18 protein-coding genes and 2 pseudogenes are annotated in these 17,033 nt (G+C 64.3%); 12 read left to right on the top strand and 8 right to left on the bottom strand.

What is annotated here, in order from left to right:
* Positions 1-28 precede the first annotated feature (28 nt).
* Together DTW89_RS09930 and DTW89_RS09925 are read left to right on the top strand one after the other, a co-directional pair.
* On the top strand, positions 29-526 hold the full coding sequence (locus DTW89_RS09930) for a GAF domain-containing protein (RefSeq protein WP_114655815.1): 498 nt from the start codon (positions 29-31) through the stop codon (positions 524-526).
* Positions 523-906: a response regulator gene (locus DTW89_RS09925; RefSeq protein ID WP_114655814.1), complete on the top strand. Its 384-nt coding sequence runs from the start codon at positions 523-525 to the stop codon at positions 904-906. The genes DTW89_RS09930 and DTW89_RS09925 overlap by 4 nt, the downstream gene beginning before the upstream one ends.
* A 185-nt stretch (positions 907-1,091) precedes the next feature.
* Here DTW89_RS09925 and DTW89_RS09920 read toward each other — a convergent pair whose 3' ends face one another.
* The 3 genes and pseudogenes from DTW89_RS09920 to DTW89_RS09910 form a co-directional block, all read right to left on the bottom strand.
* Positions 1,092-3,023, bottom strand: a complete 1,932-nt coding sequence (locus DTW89_RS09920) for a GspE/PulE family protein (protein ID WP_114655827.1) — start codon at positions 3,021-3,023, stop codon at positions 1,092-1,094.
* Between the two features lie 46 nt (positions 3,024-3,069).
* A pseudogene (locus tag DTW89_RS09915) lies at positions 3,070-3,192 on the bottom strand (exodeoxyribonuclease III); the annotation flags it as partial.
* A 118-nt stretch (positions 3,193-3,310) separates the two neighbouring features.
* Positions 3,311-4,258 (bottom strand): LysR family transcriptional regulator, encoded by a 948-nt coding sequence (locus DTW89_RS09910; RefSeq protein WP_024813719.1) that lies wholly within the window; start codon positions 4,256-4,258, stop codon positions 3,311-3,313.
* Between the two features lie 120 nt (positions 4,259-4,378).
* Between DTW89_RS09910 and DTW89_RS09905 the strand changes: the two genes are divergently transcribed.
* Entirely contained in the window at positions 4,379-5,494 is a 1,116-nt protein-coding gene (locus tag DTW89_RS09905) for a YeiH family protein (protein ID WP_114655826.1), read from the top strand.
* A 66-nt stretch (positions 5,495-5,560) separates the two neighbouring features.
* Positions 5,561-6,613 carry a YncE family protein gene (locus tag DTW89_RS09900; RefSeq protein ID WP_114655813.1) on the top strand — a complete coding sequence of 351 codons (1,053 nt, stop codon included), beginning with the start codon at positions 5,561-5,563 and terminating at the stop codon, positions 6,611-6,613.
* 222 nt (positions 6,614-6,835) lie between these two features.
* Here the strand turns inward: DTW89_RS09900 and DTW89_RS09895 are convergent, their stop codons facing one another.
* Complete coding sequence (locus DTW89_RS09895) at positions 6,836-7,933, bottom strand: IS5 family transposase (protein ID WP_114655812.1); 1,098 nt, start codon at positions 7,931-7,933, stop codon at positions 6,836-6,838.
* Between the two features lie 87 nt (positions 7,934-8,020).
* On the opposite strand from DTW89_RS09895, the gene sorA reads away from it, so the two are divergent.
* The 6 genes and pseudogenes from sorA (at position 8,021) to DTW89_RS09865 (ending at position 12,789) form a co-directional block, all read left to right on the top strand.
* The gene (sorA, locus tag DTW89_RS09890) at positions 8,021-9,292 is read left to right on the top strand and encodes a SorA family sulfite dehydrogenase catalytic subunit (RefSeq protein WP_114655811.1); all 1,272 of its coding nucleotides are present in this window, start codon (positions 8,021-8,023) and stop codon (positions 9,290-9,292) included.
* A 56-nt stretch (positions 9,293-9,348) separates the two neighbouring features.
* The gene (locus DTW89_RS09885) at positions 9,349-9,981 is read left to right on the top strand and encodes a c-type cytochrome (protein WP_024813723.1); all 633 of its coding nucleotides are present in this window, start codon (positions 9,349-9,351) and stop codon (positions 9,979-9,981) included.
* A gap of 63 nt (positions 9,982-10,044) precedes the next feature.
* Positions 10,045-10,365, top strand: coding sequence for a high-potential iron-sulfur protein (locus DTW89_RS09880; protein ID WP_114655810.1), 321 nt, complete (start codon positions 10,045-10,047; stop codon positions 10,363-10,365).
* Complete coding sequence (locus DTW89_RS09875; RefSeq protein ID WP_081739325.1) at positions 10,344-10,766, top strand: DUF305 domain-containing protein; 423 nt, start codon at positions 10,344-10,346, stop codon at positions 10,764-10,766. Before DTW89_RS09880 ends, DTW89_RS09875 begins: the two co-directional genes overlap by 22 nt.
* A 31-nt stretch (positions 10,767-10,797) precedes the next feature.
* Positions 10,798-12,190, top strand: a pseudogene (locus DTW89_RS09870) (YVTN family beta-propeller repeat protein).
* Complete coding sequence (locus DTW89_RS09865; RefSeq protein ID WP_024813727.1) at positions 12,187-12,789, top strand: hypothetical protein; 603 nt, start codon at positions 12,187-12,189, stop codon at positions 12,787-12,789. The pseudogene DTW89_RS09870 and the gene DTW89_RS09865 overlap by 4 nt, the downstream one beginning before the upstream one ends.
* On the opposite strand, the gene DTW89_RS09860 is transcribed toward DTW89_RS09865, so the two are convergent.
* The 4 genes from DTW89_RS09860 to DTW89_RS09845 form a co-directional block, all read right to left on the bottom strand.
* Positions 12,762-13,598 carry an anti-sigma factor family protein gene (locus DTW89_RS09860; RefSeq protein WP_024813728.1) on the bottom strand — a complete coding sequence of 279 codons (837 nt, stop codon included), beginning with the start codon at positions 13,596-13,598 and terminating at the stop codon, positions 12,762-12,764. The two genes, DTW89_RS09865 and DTW89_RS09860, sit on opposite strands and share 28 nt — an antisense overlap.
* 1 nt (position 13,599) lies before the next feature.
* Positions 13,600-14,124 (bottom strand): sigma-70 family RNA polymerase sigma factor, encoded by a 525-nt coding sequence (locus DTW89_RS09855; protein WP_024813729.1) that lies wholly within the window; start codon positions 14,122-14,124, stop codon positions 13,600-13,602.
* A 36-nt stretch (positions 14,125-14,160) separates the two neighbouring features.
* Positions 14,161-14,538 carry a COG4315 family predicted lipoprotein gene (locus DTW89_RS09850; protein ID WP_024813730.1) on the bottom strand — a complete coding sequence of 126 codons (378 nt, stop codon included), beginning with the start codon at positions 14,536-14,538 and terminating at the stop codon, positions 14,161-14,163.
* A 103-nt stretch (positions 14,539-14,641) separates the two neighbouring features.
* Positions 14,642-15,445 (bottom strand): exodeoxyribonuclease III, encoded by an 804-nt coding sequence (locus DTW89_RS09845; RefSeq protein WP_024813731.1) that lies wholly within the window; start codon positions 15,443-15,445, stop codon positions 14,642-14,644.
* Positions 15,446-15,454: 9 nt separating this feature from the next.
* Here DTW89_RS09845 and pyrE point away from each other — a divergent pair, with 9 nt between their 5' ends.
* Positions 15,455-16,162, top strand: a complete 708-nt coding sequence (pyrE, locus tag DTW89_RS09840) for an orotate phosphoribosyltransferase (RefSeq protein ID WP_024813732.1) — start codon at positions 15,455-15,457, stop codon at positions 16,160-16,162.
* The gene (locus tag DTW89_RS09835; protein ID WP_024813733.1) at positions 16,159-16,845 is read left to right on the top strand and encodes a hypothetical protein; all 687 of its coding nucleotides are present in this window, start codon (positions 16,159-16,161) and stop codon (positions 16,843-16,845) included. The genes pyrE and DTW89_RS09835 overlap by 4 nt, the downstream gene beginning before the upstream one ends.
* The last annotated feature ends 188 nt before the right edge of the window (positions 16,846-17,033 follow it).

The following is a 17,033-nucleotide window of genomic DNA, read 5'->3' as shown; positions in this document are numbered from 1 at the left end:
CGCCGCACGATTTACCCCAGGATTTACCATGACACCCGCACCCGTACCCGCCGACGAGGCCGACCGACTGAATGCCCTGCGCGACCTGTTGCTGCTGGACACACCGCCCGAAGAGCGCTATGACCGCCTCGCCCGATTTGTGGCCGAGCAACTGAACGTGCCGATTGCCCTGCTGACGCTGGTGGATGGGCAACGCCAGTGGTTCAAGTCGCGCGTGGGCCTGGAGGCAACAGAAACCCCGCGTGACATCTCGTTTTGCGGGCACGCGATCATGAGTCCAGAGCTGTTTGTCGTCGAGGACGCCAGCAGCGACCCCCGCTTTGCCGACAACCCCCTGGTGACGGGTGAGCCCCACATCCGGTTTTATGCCGGTGCCCCGCTCAGTGCCCCCAGCGGGCACCACATTGGCACGCTGTGCGTGATCGACACCGTGCCGCGCACCTTGGGGCCGGTGGAGCTGTCCATTCTGGATGCACTGCGCCGCTTGGCAAACGAGACCCTGGCCGGAAAAGAGGGCGACGAATGACCGCGCTGTTGCCCCGGATTTTGCTGGTCGAGCCGCAGTTCGTGTTGCGGCGCACCATCGTCATGGTCGCGCGCGATCTCGGCATGGTGGATTTTCATGAGGCCAGCAGCGTGGGCCGCGCCCGCACGCTGCTGGCAGCGCAGGCCTATGACGGCCTGGTGCTGGATCTTCACGAGGAGCAGCAGGCCCTGGAGCTGCTCGGCGATCTGCGGCTGGGCCGGTTCGCCACGGCGCGGGATGCCCGGGTCGTGGTGCTGGCGGCCGATGCAAAGCCCGACGCCGCGACGCGCCTGCAGGCCCTGGGGGCTGCCTGCGTGCTTAACAAACCGGTGCGCATCAGCGATTTGCTCAACATGCTCGTGGCTGCACAGGCTTGTTGAACAGGGCTGGGGCGCGCTGCACCGCCGGTTGCGCAAGCATCCAGGGGCCGCCGGGGCACCGTAGCCGCCCGCGGCCCCGCCAGGGTGCTGCGCCGCAGGGATCATGTGTGCATGAAATGCTATTATTTATATAGCTATTTGCGCTTTACCCATAAGGGCTAGAGGCGTATTTGGCATTAAGTCGATCACAGATTGGTCGCGCCAATCACTTCGGGCATGTCGGTCAGGCCCTGCAGCACTTTTTCGATGCCGTCCTGCCGCAGGGTGAGCATGCCGGCCGCCAGCGCCGAGTGCCGGATGTCCGAGGCGGGGGCCCTGCGGCGGATGTGCTGGCGGATGGAATCGTCGCTGATCATCAGCTCATGGATGCCCAGCCGTCCGCGGTAACCGTGGTTCTCACACTCCTTGCAGCCTACCGCGCGCCACAGCTGTAAAGCGCCCGTGGCGTCGCCATATTGTTTGCGCCAGCGTGCCACCTGCGCAGAGCGCGCCTCGGGCGTATTGCTGGTGCCGCTGGCGAGGTATTGCGAGGCCAGGTCGTTCAGGGCTTCCTCGTCGGCCAACCGGGGCTCGCGGCAGGCGGTGCACAGGCGCCGCACCAGGCGCTGGGCAAGAATGGCCAGCAGCGAGTCCGAGAAGTTGAACGGGTCCAGCCCGATTTCGAGCAGCCGCGCAATGCTCTCGGGCGCCGAATTGGTGTGCAGTGTGGACAGCACCAGGTGCCCCGTGAGCGAGGCTTCGATGGCGATGCGCGCGGTTTCCTCGTCGCGCATTTCACCGATCATGATGACGTCCGGGTCGGCCCGCAAAAAGGTGCGCATGGCGGCGGCAAAGGTCCAGCCGATGCGGGAATTCACCTGCACCTGGCGCAGGCCGCTCTGGGTGATTTCGATGGGGTCTTCGGCTGTCCAGATCTTGCGCCCGGCGGTGTTGATGTCGCGGATGACCGAGTGCAGCGAAGTCGTCTTGCCGCAGCCCGTGGGGCCGACCACCAGCACCAGGCCGTAGCTCTTTTTCATCACACCGCGTATGGCCACCAGGTTGGCCGGGCTCAGGCCAATGGCTTCCAGTGGCAGGGGTTTGGCGCCAGCCAGCAGGCGCAGCACCACGTCTTCAAGACCGCGCGAGGTGGGCACGGTGACCACGCGCAGCTCGACGGGCGGGCCGCCGAAGCGCGAGAAGTCGATCTTCCCGTCCTGCGGCTTGCGGTGCTCGGAGATGTCCATGCTGGCCATGATCTTGATGCGGGCCACCATGGCAAACCGAAAGCGTGCGGGCAGCTCAAGGTAGGGCGTCAGTTCCCCGTCGATGCGCAGGCGCACGCGCACGTTCTGCGGGGCGGGCTCGGTTTCTATGTGGATGTCGGAAGCGCGGTGGTTGATGGCCTCGTCAATCACCGAGTTGATCAGGCGCACCAGGGTGTTGTCTGACTCGCTGATGACGTCGGTCTGCTCGGATTCGCTGTCGGGGGCCGTCGTGGTGAGGTTGACGGCGAGCTCTTGCGACGTGGCCCGCGAGGTGGGCACGGAGGGCCGGTGCGCACCTGCGCCCGGTGGCGTGCTCGCCGGGGTTTGCAGATGCACGCTGTAGGCCTTGGAGATGGCCGGCATCAGGGTGCCGGGCGCGGCCTGCAGCGGAATCAGGCGCCGCTGGGTCAGAAAGCGCAGTTCGTCGAGCAGCACGCGGTCGTAGGGGTCTGCCATCAGCAGCACCAGCGCGTCTTCGCGTGCCAGCAACGGCAGCACGGATTCGCGCTCGGCCACCGCGCGGGGCACCAGCGCCAGCGATACCGCATCGGGCGTCAGGTGGGCGGGGTTCACCATGTATTCGCCCAGCCAGCTGCCGATGACGTGCTTGAGTTGCTCTGGCGTCACCTCGCCTTGGTCCACCAGGATCTGGCCGATCTGGCGCCGGATGCCTCTTTCCTGATCGCTCTTTTGGGCCCGCAGGCTGTCGAGCAGGGCACTTTCGCTGATGATGCCGGCATGCAACAGGGCCTCCCCCAGATGGCGGGCTTTCCCTACCACCGGGTGCGGCGTGGTGACCAGTTTCCAGAGGGCGTCCGTATCCTGGGGCGTAAAGCACTGGGCAGGTGTCGGGGGGGGTGTTTCTGGCATGGGGGCGATCTGCATGAAGGTGCGGCGAAGGCAGCAAGCGCTGCGGTCAAAGCGTGAAGTCGTAGTCCACGGTGATGGGCGCGTGGTCCGAGAACTTCTCGTCCTTGTAAATATGCTCGGTGCGCGCCAGGGCCGCGAGCGCGGGGGTGGCCAGGTGGTAGTCAGTGCGACATAAAACCTGCATTTCTGATTGTCTCGCTGCGACATCTGAATGCCGGCGCGACCCATGTTTTCGTTCCCGGTACGCGGTCGTTCAGCTCGACCTCAAGGCCGCACGGAGTACCGATTCAGTCGATGGGTGATTTGTCTGGGGCCATGGTGATTCCTTCCAGTCGCTCGCAGTGCGCCACGAAGCGTTGCAGGTTGCCCGAAAGGCGCTTTTTCTGATGGTGCACCAGATAGAAGCGGCGAGTCAGGCGAGGCAACGTGGTTCGCAGAACGACCAGTCTGCCGAGTGTCACCAGGTCCTGCACCGCGCACAGCGACAGGCAAGCCAGCCCGAGGCCTTCGGCGGCCGCCTGCTTGATGGCTTCGGTGCTGCCCGGCTGCATGTCGCCGTTCAGGTGGTGAAGGTGCGGCAGCAACACGTGCTCCACGGCCTCGCGCGTGCCGGAACCCGGCTCACGGAGCAACCAGCGTGCCTGCCGCAAGGCCTTCAACGGAACGCGTGCCTGCACGCCCTCCTGCACCAGCGCATGCGTCGGTGCAGCCACGATGACCAACTCGTCCTGAAGCCATGGCGTCACTCGAAGCTCAGCCTCGTGGCAGGGCCCTTCGATCAGACCGATGTCGACCTCCAGGCGGGTCACGGCCGCAGCGATGTCGCGCGTGTTGCCGATGACGACATCCACTGCGGCACCGGGCCACGTCCTGCTGTAGCCGGCGATCAGCGCCGGCAGCACGTAATTGCCGATCGTCGTGCTGGCACCAACGCGAAGGCGCGTGACCAGCGGCGCGGTTGCAGCTCCCGTGCTGCCGAGCCCGAACTGGCTTTCGATTTCCTGCGCGCCGTCGAGCAATGACCTGGCTTGCGGCAGCAGCGCACGGCCGTTGTCGTTCAGAAGCAAGCGTTTGCCAATGCGGTCGAACAGTTGGGCACCGAGAAGGTTCTCCAGTTCGTTCAGCGCGCCGCTGGTCGCCGACTGCGAGAGCGCGACGCGCTCACCGGCGGCGGTGGTGCTGCCGGTGTCGGCCACGGCCGTGAAGATCAGAAGTTGACGCAATGTCAGGCGCATCCAAACGCTTTCGTTACCTGTTCGATGGCTAGGTTATAGCGGAAGTATCCGTTTGCCGGATAGATCGAATCGGTTCAAAGTTCGTCTATGCCTTCAGAAAACGACGCGATGGAGAAAACGATGCACACCGCCACTTCCGCAGCCCACCTGACGCACACCCCTGCAGCGATGCACCGTGTACGCCTGTTGGTTCCTGGCCTCGCACTCACGGGCGCCCTGGCTTTCGCGTCGATCCAACTGGGCAGGATCGGCTGGCTGCAGTCCAACGGCATCAGCGCGCTGACCCTGGCCATCGTGCTGGGCATGGTGGTCGGCAATACCGTCTACCCCCGCATAGGCGCCGCGGCCGGCGCTGGCGTGACCTTTTCCAAGGCCAACCTGCTGCGCCTGGGCATCATCCTGTACGGCCTGCGCCTGACCTTCCAGGACATCGGCAACGTCGGCTGGACCGGTGTCGCGATCGACGCCACGGTGCTGTGCAGCACCTTCGGGCTCGCCTGCTTCCTCGGCACCCGGGTCTTCGGGCTTGATCGCAAGACGGCCATGCTGATCGGCGCCGGCAGTTCGATCTGCGGTGCGGCGGCGGTGATGGCGGCCGAACCCGTCGTGCGCGGTCGCGCCGAGCAGGTGATGGTCGCGGTGGCCACGGTGGTGGTGTTCGGCACGCTGGCGATCTTCCTGTATCCGGTGCTGTATCACCTGGTCGCGCAATTCCGGCTGTTCGACCTGTCGCCCACCGCTTACGGCGTGTTCGCCGGCTCGACGATCCATGAGGTGGCACAGGTGGTCGCCGCCGGTCGCGCCGTCAGCGAGCAGGCGGCGAACACCGCCGTCATCGCCAAGATGGTCCGCGTGATGATGCTGGCGCCGTTCCTGATCATCCTGTCGGCTTACCTCTCCCGCTCCAGCGCCAAGGATGCCGATGCTATCGACGGCGGCGACGAAAGCAAAGCCTCGCCACGCGGCGGCATCGTGATTCCCTGGTTCGCCCTCGGTTTCGTGGCGGTCGCCGGGCTCAACTCGCTCGCGTTGCTGCCGCATGCGGTGGTGACGCAGGTAATCGACATCGACACCGTGCTGCTGGCGATGGCCATGGCCGGCCTCGGGCTGACGACGCACGTCTCGGCCATCCGCAAGGCCGGCATCAAGCCGCTGGCGCTGGCGGCCGTGCTCTTCGTCTGGCTGGTGTGCGGCGGTTTCGCCATCAACGCGGGCATCACTGCACTCCTCAACTGACAGGGCGGACCTGGAATAAATCGCCCCCGCCATTCGTCCATCCATCCAGACAACCGAAAGATCCTCATGAAACTCCGTCCTCTCGCACTTTCGCTGTGCCTCGCCGTCTCGACACTCGCCTCGATCCCTTCGACGGTCACGGCACAACCGGCGCCTGTCGCAGCGTCCGCAAGTGCGACGCAGCGCTGGACCTTCGACGGTGCCATCCACAACAACTCGCTGGCGCTCAGCCCGGACGAGGGCACGGCCGTGGTGTCGTACAGCGAACGCCCGGACGTCGTCGTCTACGACCTGAAGACCGGCAAGGTGCGCAAGGTGCTGGATGGCTTCGTGACGCCACGCAACATCGTGTTCGCGCCGTCTGGCGAGTTCTTCTATGTTTCGGACAGCAGCCTGGGCACCGTGGCGAAGATCGCCACGTCCAGCCTGAAGACGGTCAGCAGCCTGCCGGCAGGCCCCGGTGCCTTCGGCACCGTGCTGAGCAAGGACGGCGCCACGATGTACGTGAACAACCAGGCCGCCAGCACCGTCACGCGTTTCGATCTCGCAAGCGGCGAACCGCGCGCCGTCATCACCGGCTTCGCGCAGCCGCGCCAGGGCGTGCGCCTGAGTCCCGACGGATCGGCGCTGTACGTCACCAACTTCATGGGCGACAAGATCACCATCGTGAACACGGCGACGAACAAGATCGACGGCGAGATCACCGGGTTCAACAAGCTCCGCGCGATCTCAGTCACCGGCGACGGCAAGACGCTCTTCGCTGCGAACAGCGGCAGCAACACCATCGCGGTCGTCAACCTGGACAAGCGCGCCATCGAGTCGACGATTCCCGTCGGCAAGGACCCGTACGGTGCGGCGCTGTCGCCCGACGGCAGGCGCGTCTACGCCGGCAACCTGGGCGACAACTCCCTGTCCGTCATCGATGTAGCGAGCAAGAGCGTGGTCGCCACCATCACCGGATTCAAGGAGCCGCGGCAAGCCATCGTCTTCACGCGCGACGGCAAGACGGCCTATGTGCTGAACGAAGACTTGGGAATCGCCAAAGTGGACTTGGCGAGCAACCGTGTAGAGGCGACGCTGGCTGCGCCTGCGGCAAAGATGCAGAAGGCCGCGCCGTGAAGAAGCGCTCGCGGACTACCTGAAATCGCCTGCAGGACAAGCAGTCTTCGCCAAGTGGGGTTGGAAGACACCCTGAATAGCCACTGTATTTATGGGAACCTCTAAAAACCGCTGTTTTCAGCTCAACATTGGCTCAGGCGCGTTGCAATTTCCGTTTGTGCTCATTTCTTGAGCAAATTCGTCCTGTTTTGACGCGTTTTTCGCCCCTTTGCTCCCCACTCCTCACGCATTCGCCCCTTGCAGGCGCACCTTGGTCTTTGATGGCTTGTTCTTATAGAACGCATCCACCCCGTCATCGAGGAATTTGGCCAGGCGCTTCAAGTTGTAGCACGCAGCCATCATGGTCATCGCCGCCGTAGCGCGAACCTGGCCAATGGTGCGAATGAGCTTGCCGCCCATGTGACGCATCTGGGCAAAGGGGTGTTCCACCCGGGCCCGGGTCTTGGCAATGCGATTGTTGCGCCCCTTCTGGCAGTCGCTCAAAGGCTTGCTCGCCTTGGCTTTGCGCTGGATATGTTCGCGATAGCCCAGGGCGCTGAGCATTTCACTGCGCTGGGCACTGGGGTAGCCCCGGTCGGCATAGACATCGCGGTTGGTGTTGTGCTCGTCGAGCACGTCGTCAAAGTGCGTGCTGTCATGCTCGCTGGCCGTACCGGTGGTGATTTTTCGGATGAACTTGTGGCGTACATCCACGCTGATGCTCAGCTTGTAGCCGTGGTAGCCCTTGCCGTGCTTTTTGGTGTGGGTGGCGTCCAGGTCTTTTTGCCTGCGCTTGGCCTCGCTCCAGTCGCTGGGAATGTTTCCTTGGCCAAGCTGCTCTTTGTCTGCTGTGGTGAAGTGCCCGATGGGCGCAGGCACCAGCGTGGCGTCGATGATCTGCCCGCACCGCGCCAAGTAGCCATGGCGCAGCAACTGGCCGTCCAGCGCCTGAAACAGTGCCGCCGCACCATCTGCGCCCAGGCGCTGCTGGTAGTGCCAAATGGTGTTGCGATCGGGGATGTTGACACTGTCAGTGAGCAGGCAAAAGCGCTGGTAACTCATGCGGTCCAGAAGCTGATACTCGGCTTGCTCATCGCTGAGGTTGTAGAGGTGCTTTAAGACCAGAATGCGCACCATGACCTCGGTGGGGTACGGTGGACGCCCACCCTTGCTGGTATCGCCTCTGGGAAGCAATTGATCGACGACGCGCGCCAGGTGAGCAAAGTCGATGTGCCGGGTAATGATCTGCAGTGGATCGCCCAGTGTTTCTATCTTGCGCTTGCGCGCTGCATCGGCGAAGAGGTCGAACTTGATGGCGCTGCGGGCCTGGGGTGTGCTCATCGGGTGATTGTCGCGTTGGCTGGGGCGGGGTTGGTCAGGAGGCGGGGGTTTTTAGAGGTTCCCTTATCTAACAAACGGAGACAAACCATGAGATCAGGTCGCGAAGCCACACCCACCGCGCAGCACGACGCCAAGCGCGCTCCATCCCGTCGGCGCTTCGTCCAGGGCGCCGGTCTTCTCGCGCTGGGTGCGTCGCCACTCGCCGCGCTGGCGGCTGGTCGCGATACTGGCGAAGGCGTGACCTTTGCCGACGGACCGCGCCCCATGGTGACGTACCCGCAAAAACGGCCGCTGATTCGCGTTCACACCCGGCCGCCGCATCTGGAAACGCCGTTCTCAGTCTTCAACGAAGGGCCGATTACCGCCAACGACGCTTTCTTCGTGCGTTACCACCTGGCCAACATCCCGCTGGCGATCGACCCTGCTACCTACCGGCTCACCGTCAAAGGAAAGGTCAACACCCCGTTGAACCTGTCGCTGGCCGAACTGAAGGCACTGGCCGAGCCGGTGGAGGTGGTGGCGGTCAACCAGTGCTCCGGCAACAGCCGCGGGTACTCGTCGCCGCGCGTCTTCGGCGCACAGCTCGCCAATGGCGCGATGGGCAATGCCCGATGGGTCGGCGTGCCGCTGCGCAAGGTGCTCGAGAAGGCGGGTGTGGCTGCGGGTGCCCGACAGGTGACCTTCAACGGCCTCGACACGCCGGTGCTGCCCGCGACCTCGGATTTCCGCAAGGCGCTGGACATCGAACACGCGCTGCAAGATGAACCGATGCTCGCTTGGGGCATGAACGGCAAGGACCTTCCGTTCCTCAACGGCTACCCGGTCAAGCTCATCGTGCCGGGCTACTTCGGCACCTACTGGGTCAAGCACCTCTCGGAAATCGAGGTCATCGACCATGTGTTCGACGGTCACGACGCGCTGTTCATGACGACAGCCTACCGCGTGCCCGACAACGACTGCCAGTGCGTGGCACCGGGTTCCGCAGCGGCGAAGACGCGGCCGATCTCCACGCTGCCCGTGCGCAGCTTCATCACCAGCGTCCAGGCCGGTGGCATCCTGCCTTCCGCCCGCTCGATCGAACTCAAGGGAATCGCCTTCGATGCCGGCGCCGGCATCAAGACGGTGGAAGTCTCCATCGACGGCGGCCGGAGCTGGAAGGCGGCGACGCTCGGCAAGGATCTGGGGCGCTTCTCGTTTCGCGAATGGCGGGCGCCGGTGAGCTTCGCGAAGATGGGCCGAGCCGTGCTCATGGTCCGTGCGACCAACCAGAAGGGCGAAGGCCAGCCCGCCACGGTGGACTGGAATCCGGCAGGTTACCGCCGCCATGTGGTCGAGTCCACGCCGGTCACCATCGCCTGAGGACACGCCATGAAAACCCCCACTTTTTGGTCCGTGCCGTTCTTGGCTGCTGCGTGTTGATCGCGTTCAACGCGTTGGCCGCGCCGCCCGACATCAAGCTGCAGCCCGACACGTCGAAGCTGCGCCCCTCGAAGCTGCCGGGCTACGCCATCGCGATGCAGAAATGCGCGATCTGCCATTCGGCGGACTACGTCAACTACCAGCCACCCGGCATGACGCAGACGCAGTGGACCGCCGAGATGGCCAAGATGCAGCACACCTACGGTGCGCCGATCAGTGACGACGAAGTCAAGCAGGTGGGTGCCTACCTGGCGGTCGCCTACGGGTCCGCGAAGGCCACAGACGCCAATGTGATCGCCGCCTCCACACCCGCGCCAGCGTCGCCCGCTCCGCCAACGTCACCGGGTGCTGCGGCCACGCCACCAGCCGGTGGCGCGAGTGTCAACGTCCAAGCGCTTCTTGCGAGCAACGCCTGCCTGAGTTGCCACGGCCTGACCCAGAAGATCGTCGGTCCGGGCTATCACGACGTCGCCGAGAAGTACAAGGCCGATCCGCAGGCGCAGTCAAAGCTGGAGGCCAGCATCCGTGGCGGCAGCGTCGGCAAATGGGGCAGCGTGCCGATGCCGCCTTTCGCCGCACTGAAACCCGAAGAGGTGAAAGCGCTGGCTGCGTTCGTCTTGAAGCAATAAGCACGCCCCCGATCGCTGCAGCGAAGACTCCGGCAACGACCAAAACCCCCACGAGATCCAAAAATGACTCCCACGAATCGCCGCTTTTTCATCTTCCAAGTTGCCGGCGCGGCAACCGCGCTGTCCGTCTCCGCCGCCCACGCACAGTCCGGCGGCCCGAAGCTGGCCGAGACCGATCCTCAGGCCGTGGCGCTCGGCTACAAGGAAGACACCACCAAGGTCGACGCCAAGAAATTCCCCAATCACGCGGCCAGCCAGAACTGCGCGAACTGTCAGCTGTTTCAAGGCAAGCCCAAGGAAGCGACGGGCGGCTGCCCGCTGTTCGCCGGCAAGCAGGTCGCTGCCGCGGGCTGGTGCAGCGCATGGAACAAGAAAGCGGCATGAGCAGCGGCTTCGTTCGTGCGGGCATCCTCGGGTTGCTGGTCGCAGGGAGCACGTTGACGCAGGCGGCCGACATGCACGCGCACGGTATGAAAGCCGAGGGCGTCGTGCCTCCCAGCTTCATGGCCAGCACGGCCAAGCCCTTCGATGCGCTGATGGGTGATGCCATGGCCGTAATGGACCACGACATGCGCACCGCACCCATGAACGGCCAGCCCGCGCACGACTTCATGACCATGATGATTCCCCATCACCAGGGCGCCATCGACATGGCCAAGTCGATCCTGCTCAACACGCAAGACCCGGAAGTGCGCAACCTCGCGCAGGGAATCATCACCGAGCAGGCCAACGAGATCCGGCTGATGCAGGCTTGGCTCGCACGCCACGCATCACCCGCCAAGTAGTCGCTCCAGACACGTCGAAGAAGGACCTTTCATGAATTCACTCAAACCCCTTGTCCTTGCCACGGCGCTGGCCGTTGCATCTTTCGCGGCGTCGGCAGCTTCCAATCCCGGCGACCGCGTCTACACCGCAGACCAGAACACCAACACGGTGTCGGTGATCGACCCGAACACCAACGCATTGCTCGGCCAGATCAAGCTGGGCAACCAGCGCCCCGACGTGCTGTCGCCGATCTACAAGGGCGAGATCAACGTTCACGGCCTCGGTTTCTCGCCCGACCACCGCACGCTGGTCGTCATTGCCAACGGCTCGAACTCGGTGACCTTCATCGACACGGCGACCAACAAGGTCAAGGGCGTGACTTACGTCGGCCGCTCGCCGCACGAGGCCTTCTTCACGCGCGACGGCAGGGAGGTCTGGGCCGTGGTGCGCGGAGAGAACTACATCTCGGTGATCGACGCGAAGACCTTCAAGGAAAAACGCCGGATCGAGACCGCGCCGGGCCCCGGCATGGTGCTGTTCACGCCGGACGGTGGGCGCGCCTTTGTGGTGTCGAGCTTCACGGCCGAAGTGGCCGTGGTCGACACGCGCGCGTACAAGATCGTGAAGCGTATTCCGGTCGTGAGCCCGTTCTCGCCGTTCCTGCAGTTCACGCCGGACGGCAAGGAAGTCTGGATGGGTCACAAGGACGTCGGCAAGGTCACGCGCATCGACGTGAAGTCGATGGCGGTGACCGGCGTGATCGACACCGGCTTCATCACCAACCATCTTGGCTTCGCCAAAACCGCGCGGCACGCTGGCGTACGTCGCCGTGGGTGGCGAGAACGTCGTGAAGGTCTACACGACCGATGGCGAGGCGAAGCTGCTCAACACGATCGCGACCGGCGCGCTGCCGCATGGCGTCTGGCCATCGGACGACGGCACGCGCATGTACGTCGGACTGGAGAACGGCGATGCGGTCCAGGTGATCGACACCGCCAGCGACAAAGTCATCGCGGCGGTGCCGATTGGACAGGCTCCGCAGGCGTTGGTCTACGTTTCGAACGCCGTACCGTCGGGCGCCGGCACGGACAACCTGAAGCCGCTGGCGAACGCGGCGCCGGTCAACATTCCGCTCATGCCCGATTCCGGCGACGCCAAGGGCTTCGTGGTGGCACGCAATTTCGGTGTGGTCGATGCGCTGGAACTGTTCCTCTACAAGCTCAAGCCGGAGACGGTCTACAGCATCTATGTGGGCGATCAGAAAGTGCCCGTCGCCAGCTTCAAGACCAATCCGATGGGAATGGCCGACGGCACGGCGATCGGCGAAATCCGCGAGGTCACTCGTCTGCAGTCGGAAGCCAATCCAAAAACCGCATCGATCGTGGTCATCGAAGGCGATGGGCCGATGGATCCAGCCAAGGTGGTTCTGCGCAGCCCGATGTGATCGAAGGCCCTCGCATCTTTCGTTATGTCGTGCGGCAAGACCGCGGCGGGTCGCCGAATCCTTTTCACGGCTGGTGCTCCCTCGCGGTGTGCAAGCCGCAGATTCGTCGCTCGGCACGTGTCGGCGACTGGATCGTCGGCCTGCGCAGCCGCCACAACGACCAGCTCATCTACGCGATGCGCATCGATGAAGTCATGGCGCTGGGCGACTACTGGGCGGACCCGCGCTTTGTCGCCAAGCGACCTGGCGGCGACGGCCCCCCGGACAACTTCTATCGGGCGATGGCGAACGGCTCGATGAAGCAGGTGGCCAACACGTTGCATGACGACAGCGAGGCCGCGCGAGACATTGCGGGCCTCAACGCACTGGTGTCATGGCATTTCTGGTACTTCGGCGACCAGAGCCCACCGCTGTCGACCGAACTGGTGCACTTGGTGCATTCGGGCCAGGGGTACGCGCTGCACCGGCGGCGTCGAGCGGATGACGTCGCCGTGCTGCAGCACTGGCTGGACCACTGGCCGATGGGCCGCAACGGAAATCCCGTCGATGCCTGGCCCCTCGGGCGCCAAGACTACTTGCGCACTTCGAGCTGGCTGTAGACCGCCTCCGCGACCCGCAGCATTTCGGACTTGCTGTCGCCTGAAGAGATGGCGTAGCCGAATTCCTTGTCGACCCAGTAGAAGACATTCACCGGGCCATCCTGGCCGAACTTGAAGGCCGTCTCGCGTCCGGCGTCCTCGCGAGTGACGTACAGCGTCAGACGCTCGCCCTTTGCGCCGCCGAACATGAACTGCGCCACCGGCCCCTTGTCGCCCGGCAGCAGCCGCCCGCCGATGAGCTCGTAGCCCAGGGCGCGCAGGTCGGGCGGCTTCACTTCGGTGCCCATGCGCTTGGTCAGCCAGGTGACGAGCGCCTGCTCCTGGTCGGCGCCGACCTCCACCGGACGACGCACGTCCGGGCTGTAGACCACGTGGGCCACGGCCGCGCGGTGGGCAAAACCATTGAGCGTGCCCGCCCGCGCCGCGGCCAGCGTGGCACTGCGCTGCAGTTGCCCGTCGTAGGCGCCACGGCCCCACCAGGCCGACCCGGTGCTGACGACCGCGATCGCCACGCCGGCTGCCAGGGAGCGCCACGGCCATTCCTGCCAGCCCGCCCCCGGCGCCGGCTTCAGCGGCAGGCGCAATGGCAAGGGCTCGGACAGGACCGGGTCGAGCATCTGCTTGAGCGCCAGGTTCTGGGCGCGCCAGTCGTCCACGCGCTGGCGTTCGGCCGGGTGGGCATCCAGGAAGGCATCGATCTCTACATGCCGCGCAGGGTCCAGAAGCTGATCCGCAAAAGCGTGCAGATCGGCTTCGGTCACCGGCTTGATGCCGTCGGTGGAAATGGGTTTGAGTGGGGGAGAGTCCATGTCACTTGATCCTGCGCAGGGGCGCGGCAACTTGGGCTGATGGCGCGCGGCCTTGCAGTTCCTGTCGCAGCTTGTCACGGCCGCGCGCCAGGCGGGACATCACCGTGCCGATGGGCACGCCGAGCACTGCGGCGGCTTCTGCGTAGCTTAGTTCTTCGACTGCGATGAGCAGCATCACCTCGCGTTGCTCCACAGGCAACCGCTGCAGGACACGGTCCAGATCGCGGACCTCGATGCCGTCGGACTGGCTGGCTCGTTGTGGGATTTCGGGCAGGTCGTCGCCCGCGCTGTCCTCGGGTCGGCTGCTCCTGGCGCGTACACCGTCGATGAAGTGGTTGTGCATGATGCCGAACATCCAGGCGCGGATGTCGCCGCGTTTCTGCCAAAGCGAGAACCGGCTCCACGCTCGCTCCAGCGTGTCCTGCACTAGGTCGTCGGCCCGAGCGGTATCTGCCACCAGCCCTCGCGCGTAACGGCGCAGGCTGGGAATGCAGGCGACGATCGAGGCTTCGTCCTGTGTGCGCATGGGATGAAGCGTCGTGCTCTCTGCGGTTCTGGTCGATCAGGGCTTGATGACGTGCCAGACGTTCTTGAAGTTGTCGCCGGTCATGTCGCCGGCCTTCATGTCGGACTTGTACAGGTACACCGGCTTGCCCTTGTAGGCCCATTGCTTGGTGCCGTCGTCGCGCGCGACGATGGTCATGTCGCCTTCAGGCTTCGCGTCCGCTTCTGCCATCAACGGCGGCCACAGTCCGGCGCACGGGCCGTTGCAGGCACTCTTGCCGCTGCCCGCCGTGTCGTTGTCGAAGGTGTAGAGCGTCATTCCGCTGGTGTTGACCAGCATGCCGCCGGCCGTCTTCACGGGAGCGGCCGCCTGGGCGAGGCCGGCGGATGCGGCGGCGATGGCGAGAACGAGGGTCGAGACGAGGTGCTTGTTCATGGGAGTCCTTTGAAGGAAGAGTGGAGAAGACACTGCATAGACGCACGGCGGTGGCTGTCTATTCCACTGAGTTTCAAAGTTTTTCGGTGAGTCGAGCGACCTGTCAGAGATCGAAGTCGTAGTCCACCGTGATCGGCGCGTGATCCGAAAACCTCACCGTCTTGTAGATGGAGACTTCGCGCGCCAGCGCCGCCATGCCGGCTGTCGCCAAGTGATAGTCCAGGCGCCATCCTACGTTGTTGGCATAGGCCTGGCCGCGGTTGCTCCACCAGGTGTAGGCGGTGTCGGTTGCGGTCGGTTGTAACTGACGGTAAACGTCTACCAGCCCGCCATCGGGGTCAGTTGTGTGTAACAACTTTGTCATCCAGGCGCGTTCTTCGGGCAGGAAACCGCTGTTTTTCTGGTTGCTGCGCCAGTTCTTCAGGTCAATCTGCTGGTGCGCGATGTTGATGTCGCCGCACAGGATGAACTCCCGTGCACCCTTGGTGGCCATGAGGTGCGGGTGGAAGGTGTCCAGAAAGCGGAACTTGGCCTGCTGGCGCTCTTCGCCCGAAGATCCGCTGGGGAAATAGGCGCTGATGATGGACAGCTTGCGCGCGGGTGTGTCAAAGCGCAGTTCGATGGTGCGGCCCTCGGCATCGAACTCGGGCGAGCCATAGCCGGTGATGATGTCGCTGGGTTCATGGCGCGTGTAGATGCCCACACCCGAGTAGCCTTTTTTCTCGGCGAAATGGAAATGCCCCTGCATTCCGGCAAGCTGCTCGAAGCGCGTGGCGATGTCGGCCGCCTGGGCCTTCACCTCCTGCACGCAAATACAATCCGGCCGCGTGGCTTCGATCCAGCGTTCAACGCCCTTGGTGGTGGCGGATCGGATGCCGTTGAGGTTGAGGCTGGTTAACTTGAACAAGGAATTCCCATGGTGAATGTTGGCGCGCACACCCCTGAGCAGGGCCGTCTGGCGCAGGATTTTGTCCGTTTTGCTGTCGAGGCGGGCGTGCTGCGGTTTGGGGAGTTCAAGACCAAGGCGGGGCGTCTGAGTCCCTACTTCTTCAACGCGGGCCTCTTCGACGACGGGGACAAGCTGGGCCGTCTTGCAGAATTTTATGCAAAAGCGCTGCTGGCCAGTGGTATCGAGTTCGACATGGTGTTTGGCCCGGCCTACAAGGGCATTCCCCTGGCTGCCACGGTGGCCGTGGAACTGGCGCGGCAGGGGCGCAATGTGCCTTTTGCCTACAACCGCAAAGAGGCCAAGGACCACGGCGAAGGCGGCACGCTGGTGGGCGCGCCGCTCAAGGGCCGGGTGCTCATCATTGACGACGTGATGTCGGCCGGCACTGCTGCACGCGAGTCGATTGCCATCATCCGCGCGGCCGGCGCCGTGCCACATGCCGTCGCTATAGCGCTGGACCGTCAGGAAAAAGCCACCGAGAATGGCCAAGACGTCGAGCACAGTGCCGTGCAGTATGTGCGCCAGCAACTGGGCATGCAGGTATGTGCCATTGCAACGCTGGCAGACTTATTGCTGTATCTCTCCCAAAAGGGCGGGGTGGAGATGAGCGCACACCACGAACGGGTCCTGGCCTATCGCCAGCGGTATGGAGTCAACGAAGGGTCATCCAGTTGAGCAAATGGGCGTGGATCATGGGAGTGGGGGCAATTGCCAGCCTGGTGGGGCCTTGCGCGTGGGCGCAGCAGTCCAACACTGGCAGCATCTACACCTGTGTCGATCGCCAGGGGCGGCGCCTGACGGCCGACCGTCCCATTGCTGAATGCCTGGACCGCGAACAGCGGGAACTGGGCCCCACGGGCACCGTGCGCCGCCAGATTGGCCCCTCGCTCACCGAACAGGAGCGCGCGGCGCTGGAAGTGCAGCGCCGCAAGGAGGCCGAAGAGCGTACGCGCCAGCAAGAAGAGCGCCGCCGTGAGCGGGTGCTTACGGCACGCTATCCAGACAAGGCGGCCCACGATGTAGAGCGCGCCGCCGCCATCCAGCTGCTGGACGACGTCACCGCCATTGCCGAAAAGCGCATGGCAGAACTGCAGCAGCAGCGCAAGGCGCTGGATACGGAGATGGAGTTTTACTTGCGGGATCCTGCCAAGGCCCCCATGGCACTGCGCCGCAAGATCGCCGAAAACGAGGACGGCATGGCTGAGCAACAGCGCTTCGTGGCGAATCAGGATCTGGAAAAGCGCCGCATCCACCAGCGGTTTGACGCCGAGCTGGCGCAACTGCGCAGGCTGTGGGCGACGCAGATGGCGCCCGCCGCACCCGCCTCCGAGGTATTGCTGCCAGCCGCAGCGCGCTGAAAGGCGGCACCCGCAGGCTTGTGTACCCCCTGCTTTGCCTGCCCTATTGATCTGGCCCGATCAGTAGTGTCCGGCTTATTTGATGCTGAAGGGCGGCAACGCCAGTATTGAAGCGGGTTTCAGAGGATTCATGGGTGTCCACGATTTGAATTTCGTTTAGCTCATTTGCGATGCTCGCGGGTTTCAAC

Source organism: Acidovorax sp. BoFeN1 (assembly GCF_003345135.1).
In the GTDB taxonomy this organism is placed as follows: domain Bacteria; phylum Pseudomonadota; class Gammaproteobacteria; order Burkholderiales; family Burkholderiaceae_C; genus Acidovorax; species Acidovorax defluvii.
This window is presented reverse-complemented; position numbering and strand designations above follow the sequence as displayed.

Excerpts from the sequence above, each read along its gene's own strand:
- DTW89_RS09930 (WP_114655815.1), top strand. The coding sequence starts at position 29 with ATGACACCCGCACCCGTACCCGCCGACGAGGCCGACCGACTGAATGCC.
- DTW89_RS09925 (WP_114655814.1), top strand. The coding sequence starts at position 523 with ATGACCGCGCTGTTGCCCCGGATTTTGCTGGTCGAGCCGCAGTTCGTG.
- DTW89_RS09920 (WP_114655827.1), bottom strand. The coding sequence starts at position 3,023 with ATGCCAGAAACACCCCCCCCGACACCTGCCCAGTGCTTTACGCCCCAG.
- DTW89_RS09910 (WP_024813719.1), bottom strand. The coding sequence starts at position 4,258 with ATGCGCCTGACATTGCGTCAACTTCTGATCTTCACGGCCGTGGCCGAC.
- DTW89_RS09905 (WP_114655826.1), top strand. The coding sequence starts at position 4,379 with ATGCACACCGCCACTTCCGCAGCCCACCTGACGCACACCCCTGCAGCG.
- DTW89_RS09900 (WP_114655813.1), top strand. The coding sequence starts at position 5,561 with ATGAAACTCCGTCCTCTCGCACTTTCGCTGTGCCTCGCCGTCTCGACA.
- DTW89_RS09895 (WP_114655812.1), bottom strand. The coding sequence starts at position 7,933 with ATGAGCACACCCCAGGCCCGCAGCGCCATCAAGTTCGACCTCTTCGCC.
- sorA (WP_114655811.1), top strand. The coding sequence starts at position 8,021 with ATGAGATCAGGTCGCGAAGCCACACCCACCGCGCAGCACGACGCCAAG.
- DTW89_RS09880 (WP_114655810.1), top strand. The coding sequence starts at position 10,045 with ATGACTCCCACGAATCGCCGCTTTTTCATCTTCCAAGTTGCCGGCGCG.
- DTW89_RS09875 (WP_081739325.1), top strand. The coding sequence starts at position 10,344 with ATGGAACAAGAAAGCGGCATGAGCAGCGGCTTCGTTCGTGCGGGCATC.
- DTW89_RS09860 (WP_024813728.1), bottom strand. The coding sequence starts at position 13,598 with ATGGACTCTCCCCCACTCAAACCCATTTCCACCGACGGCATCAAGCCG.
- DTW89_RS09855 (WP_024813729.1), bottom strand. The coding sequence starts at position 14,124 with ATGCGCACACAGGACGAAGCCTCGATCGTCGCCTGCATTCCCAGCCTG.
- DTW89_RS09850 (WP_024813730.1), bottom strand. The coding sequence starts at position 14,538 with ATGAACAAGCACCTCGTCTCGACCCTCGTTCTCGCCATCGCCGCCGCA.
- pyrE (WP_024813732.1), top strand. The coding sequence starts at position 15,455 with ATGGTGAATGTTGGCGCGCACACCCCTGAGCAGGGCCGTCTGGCGCAG.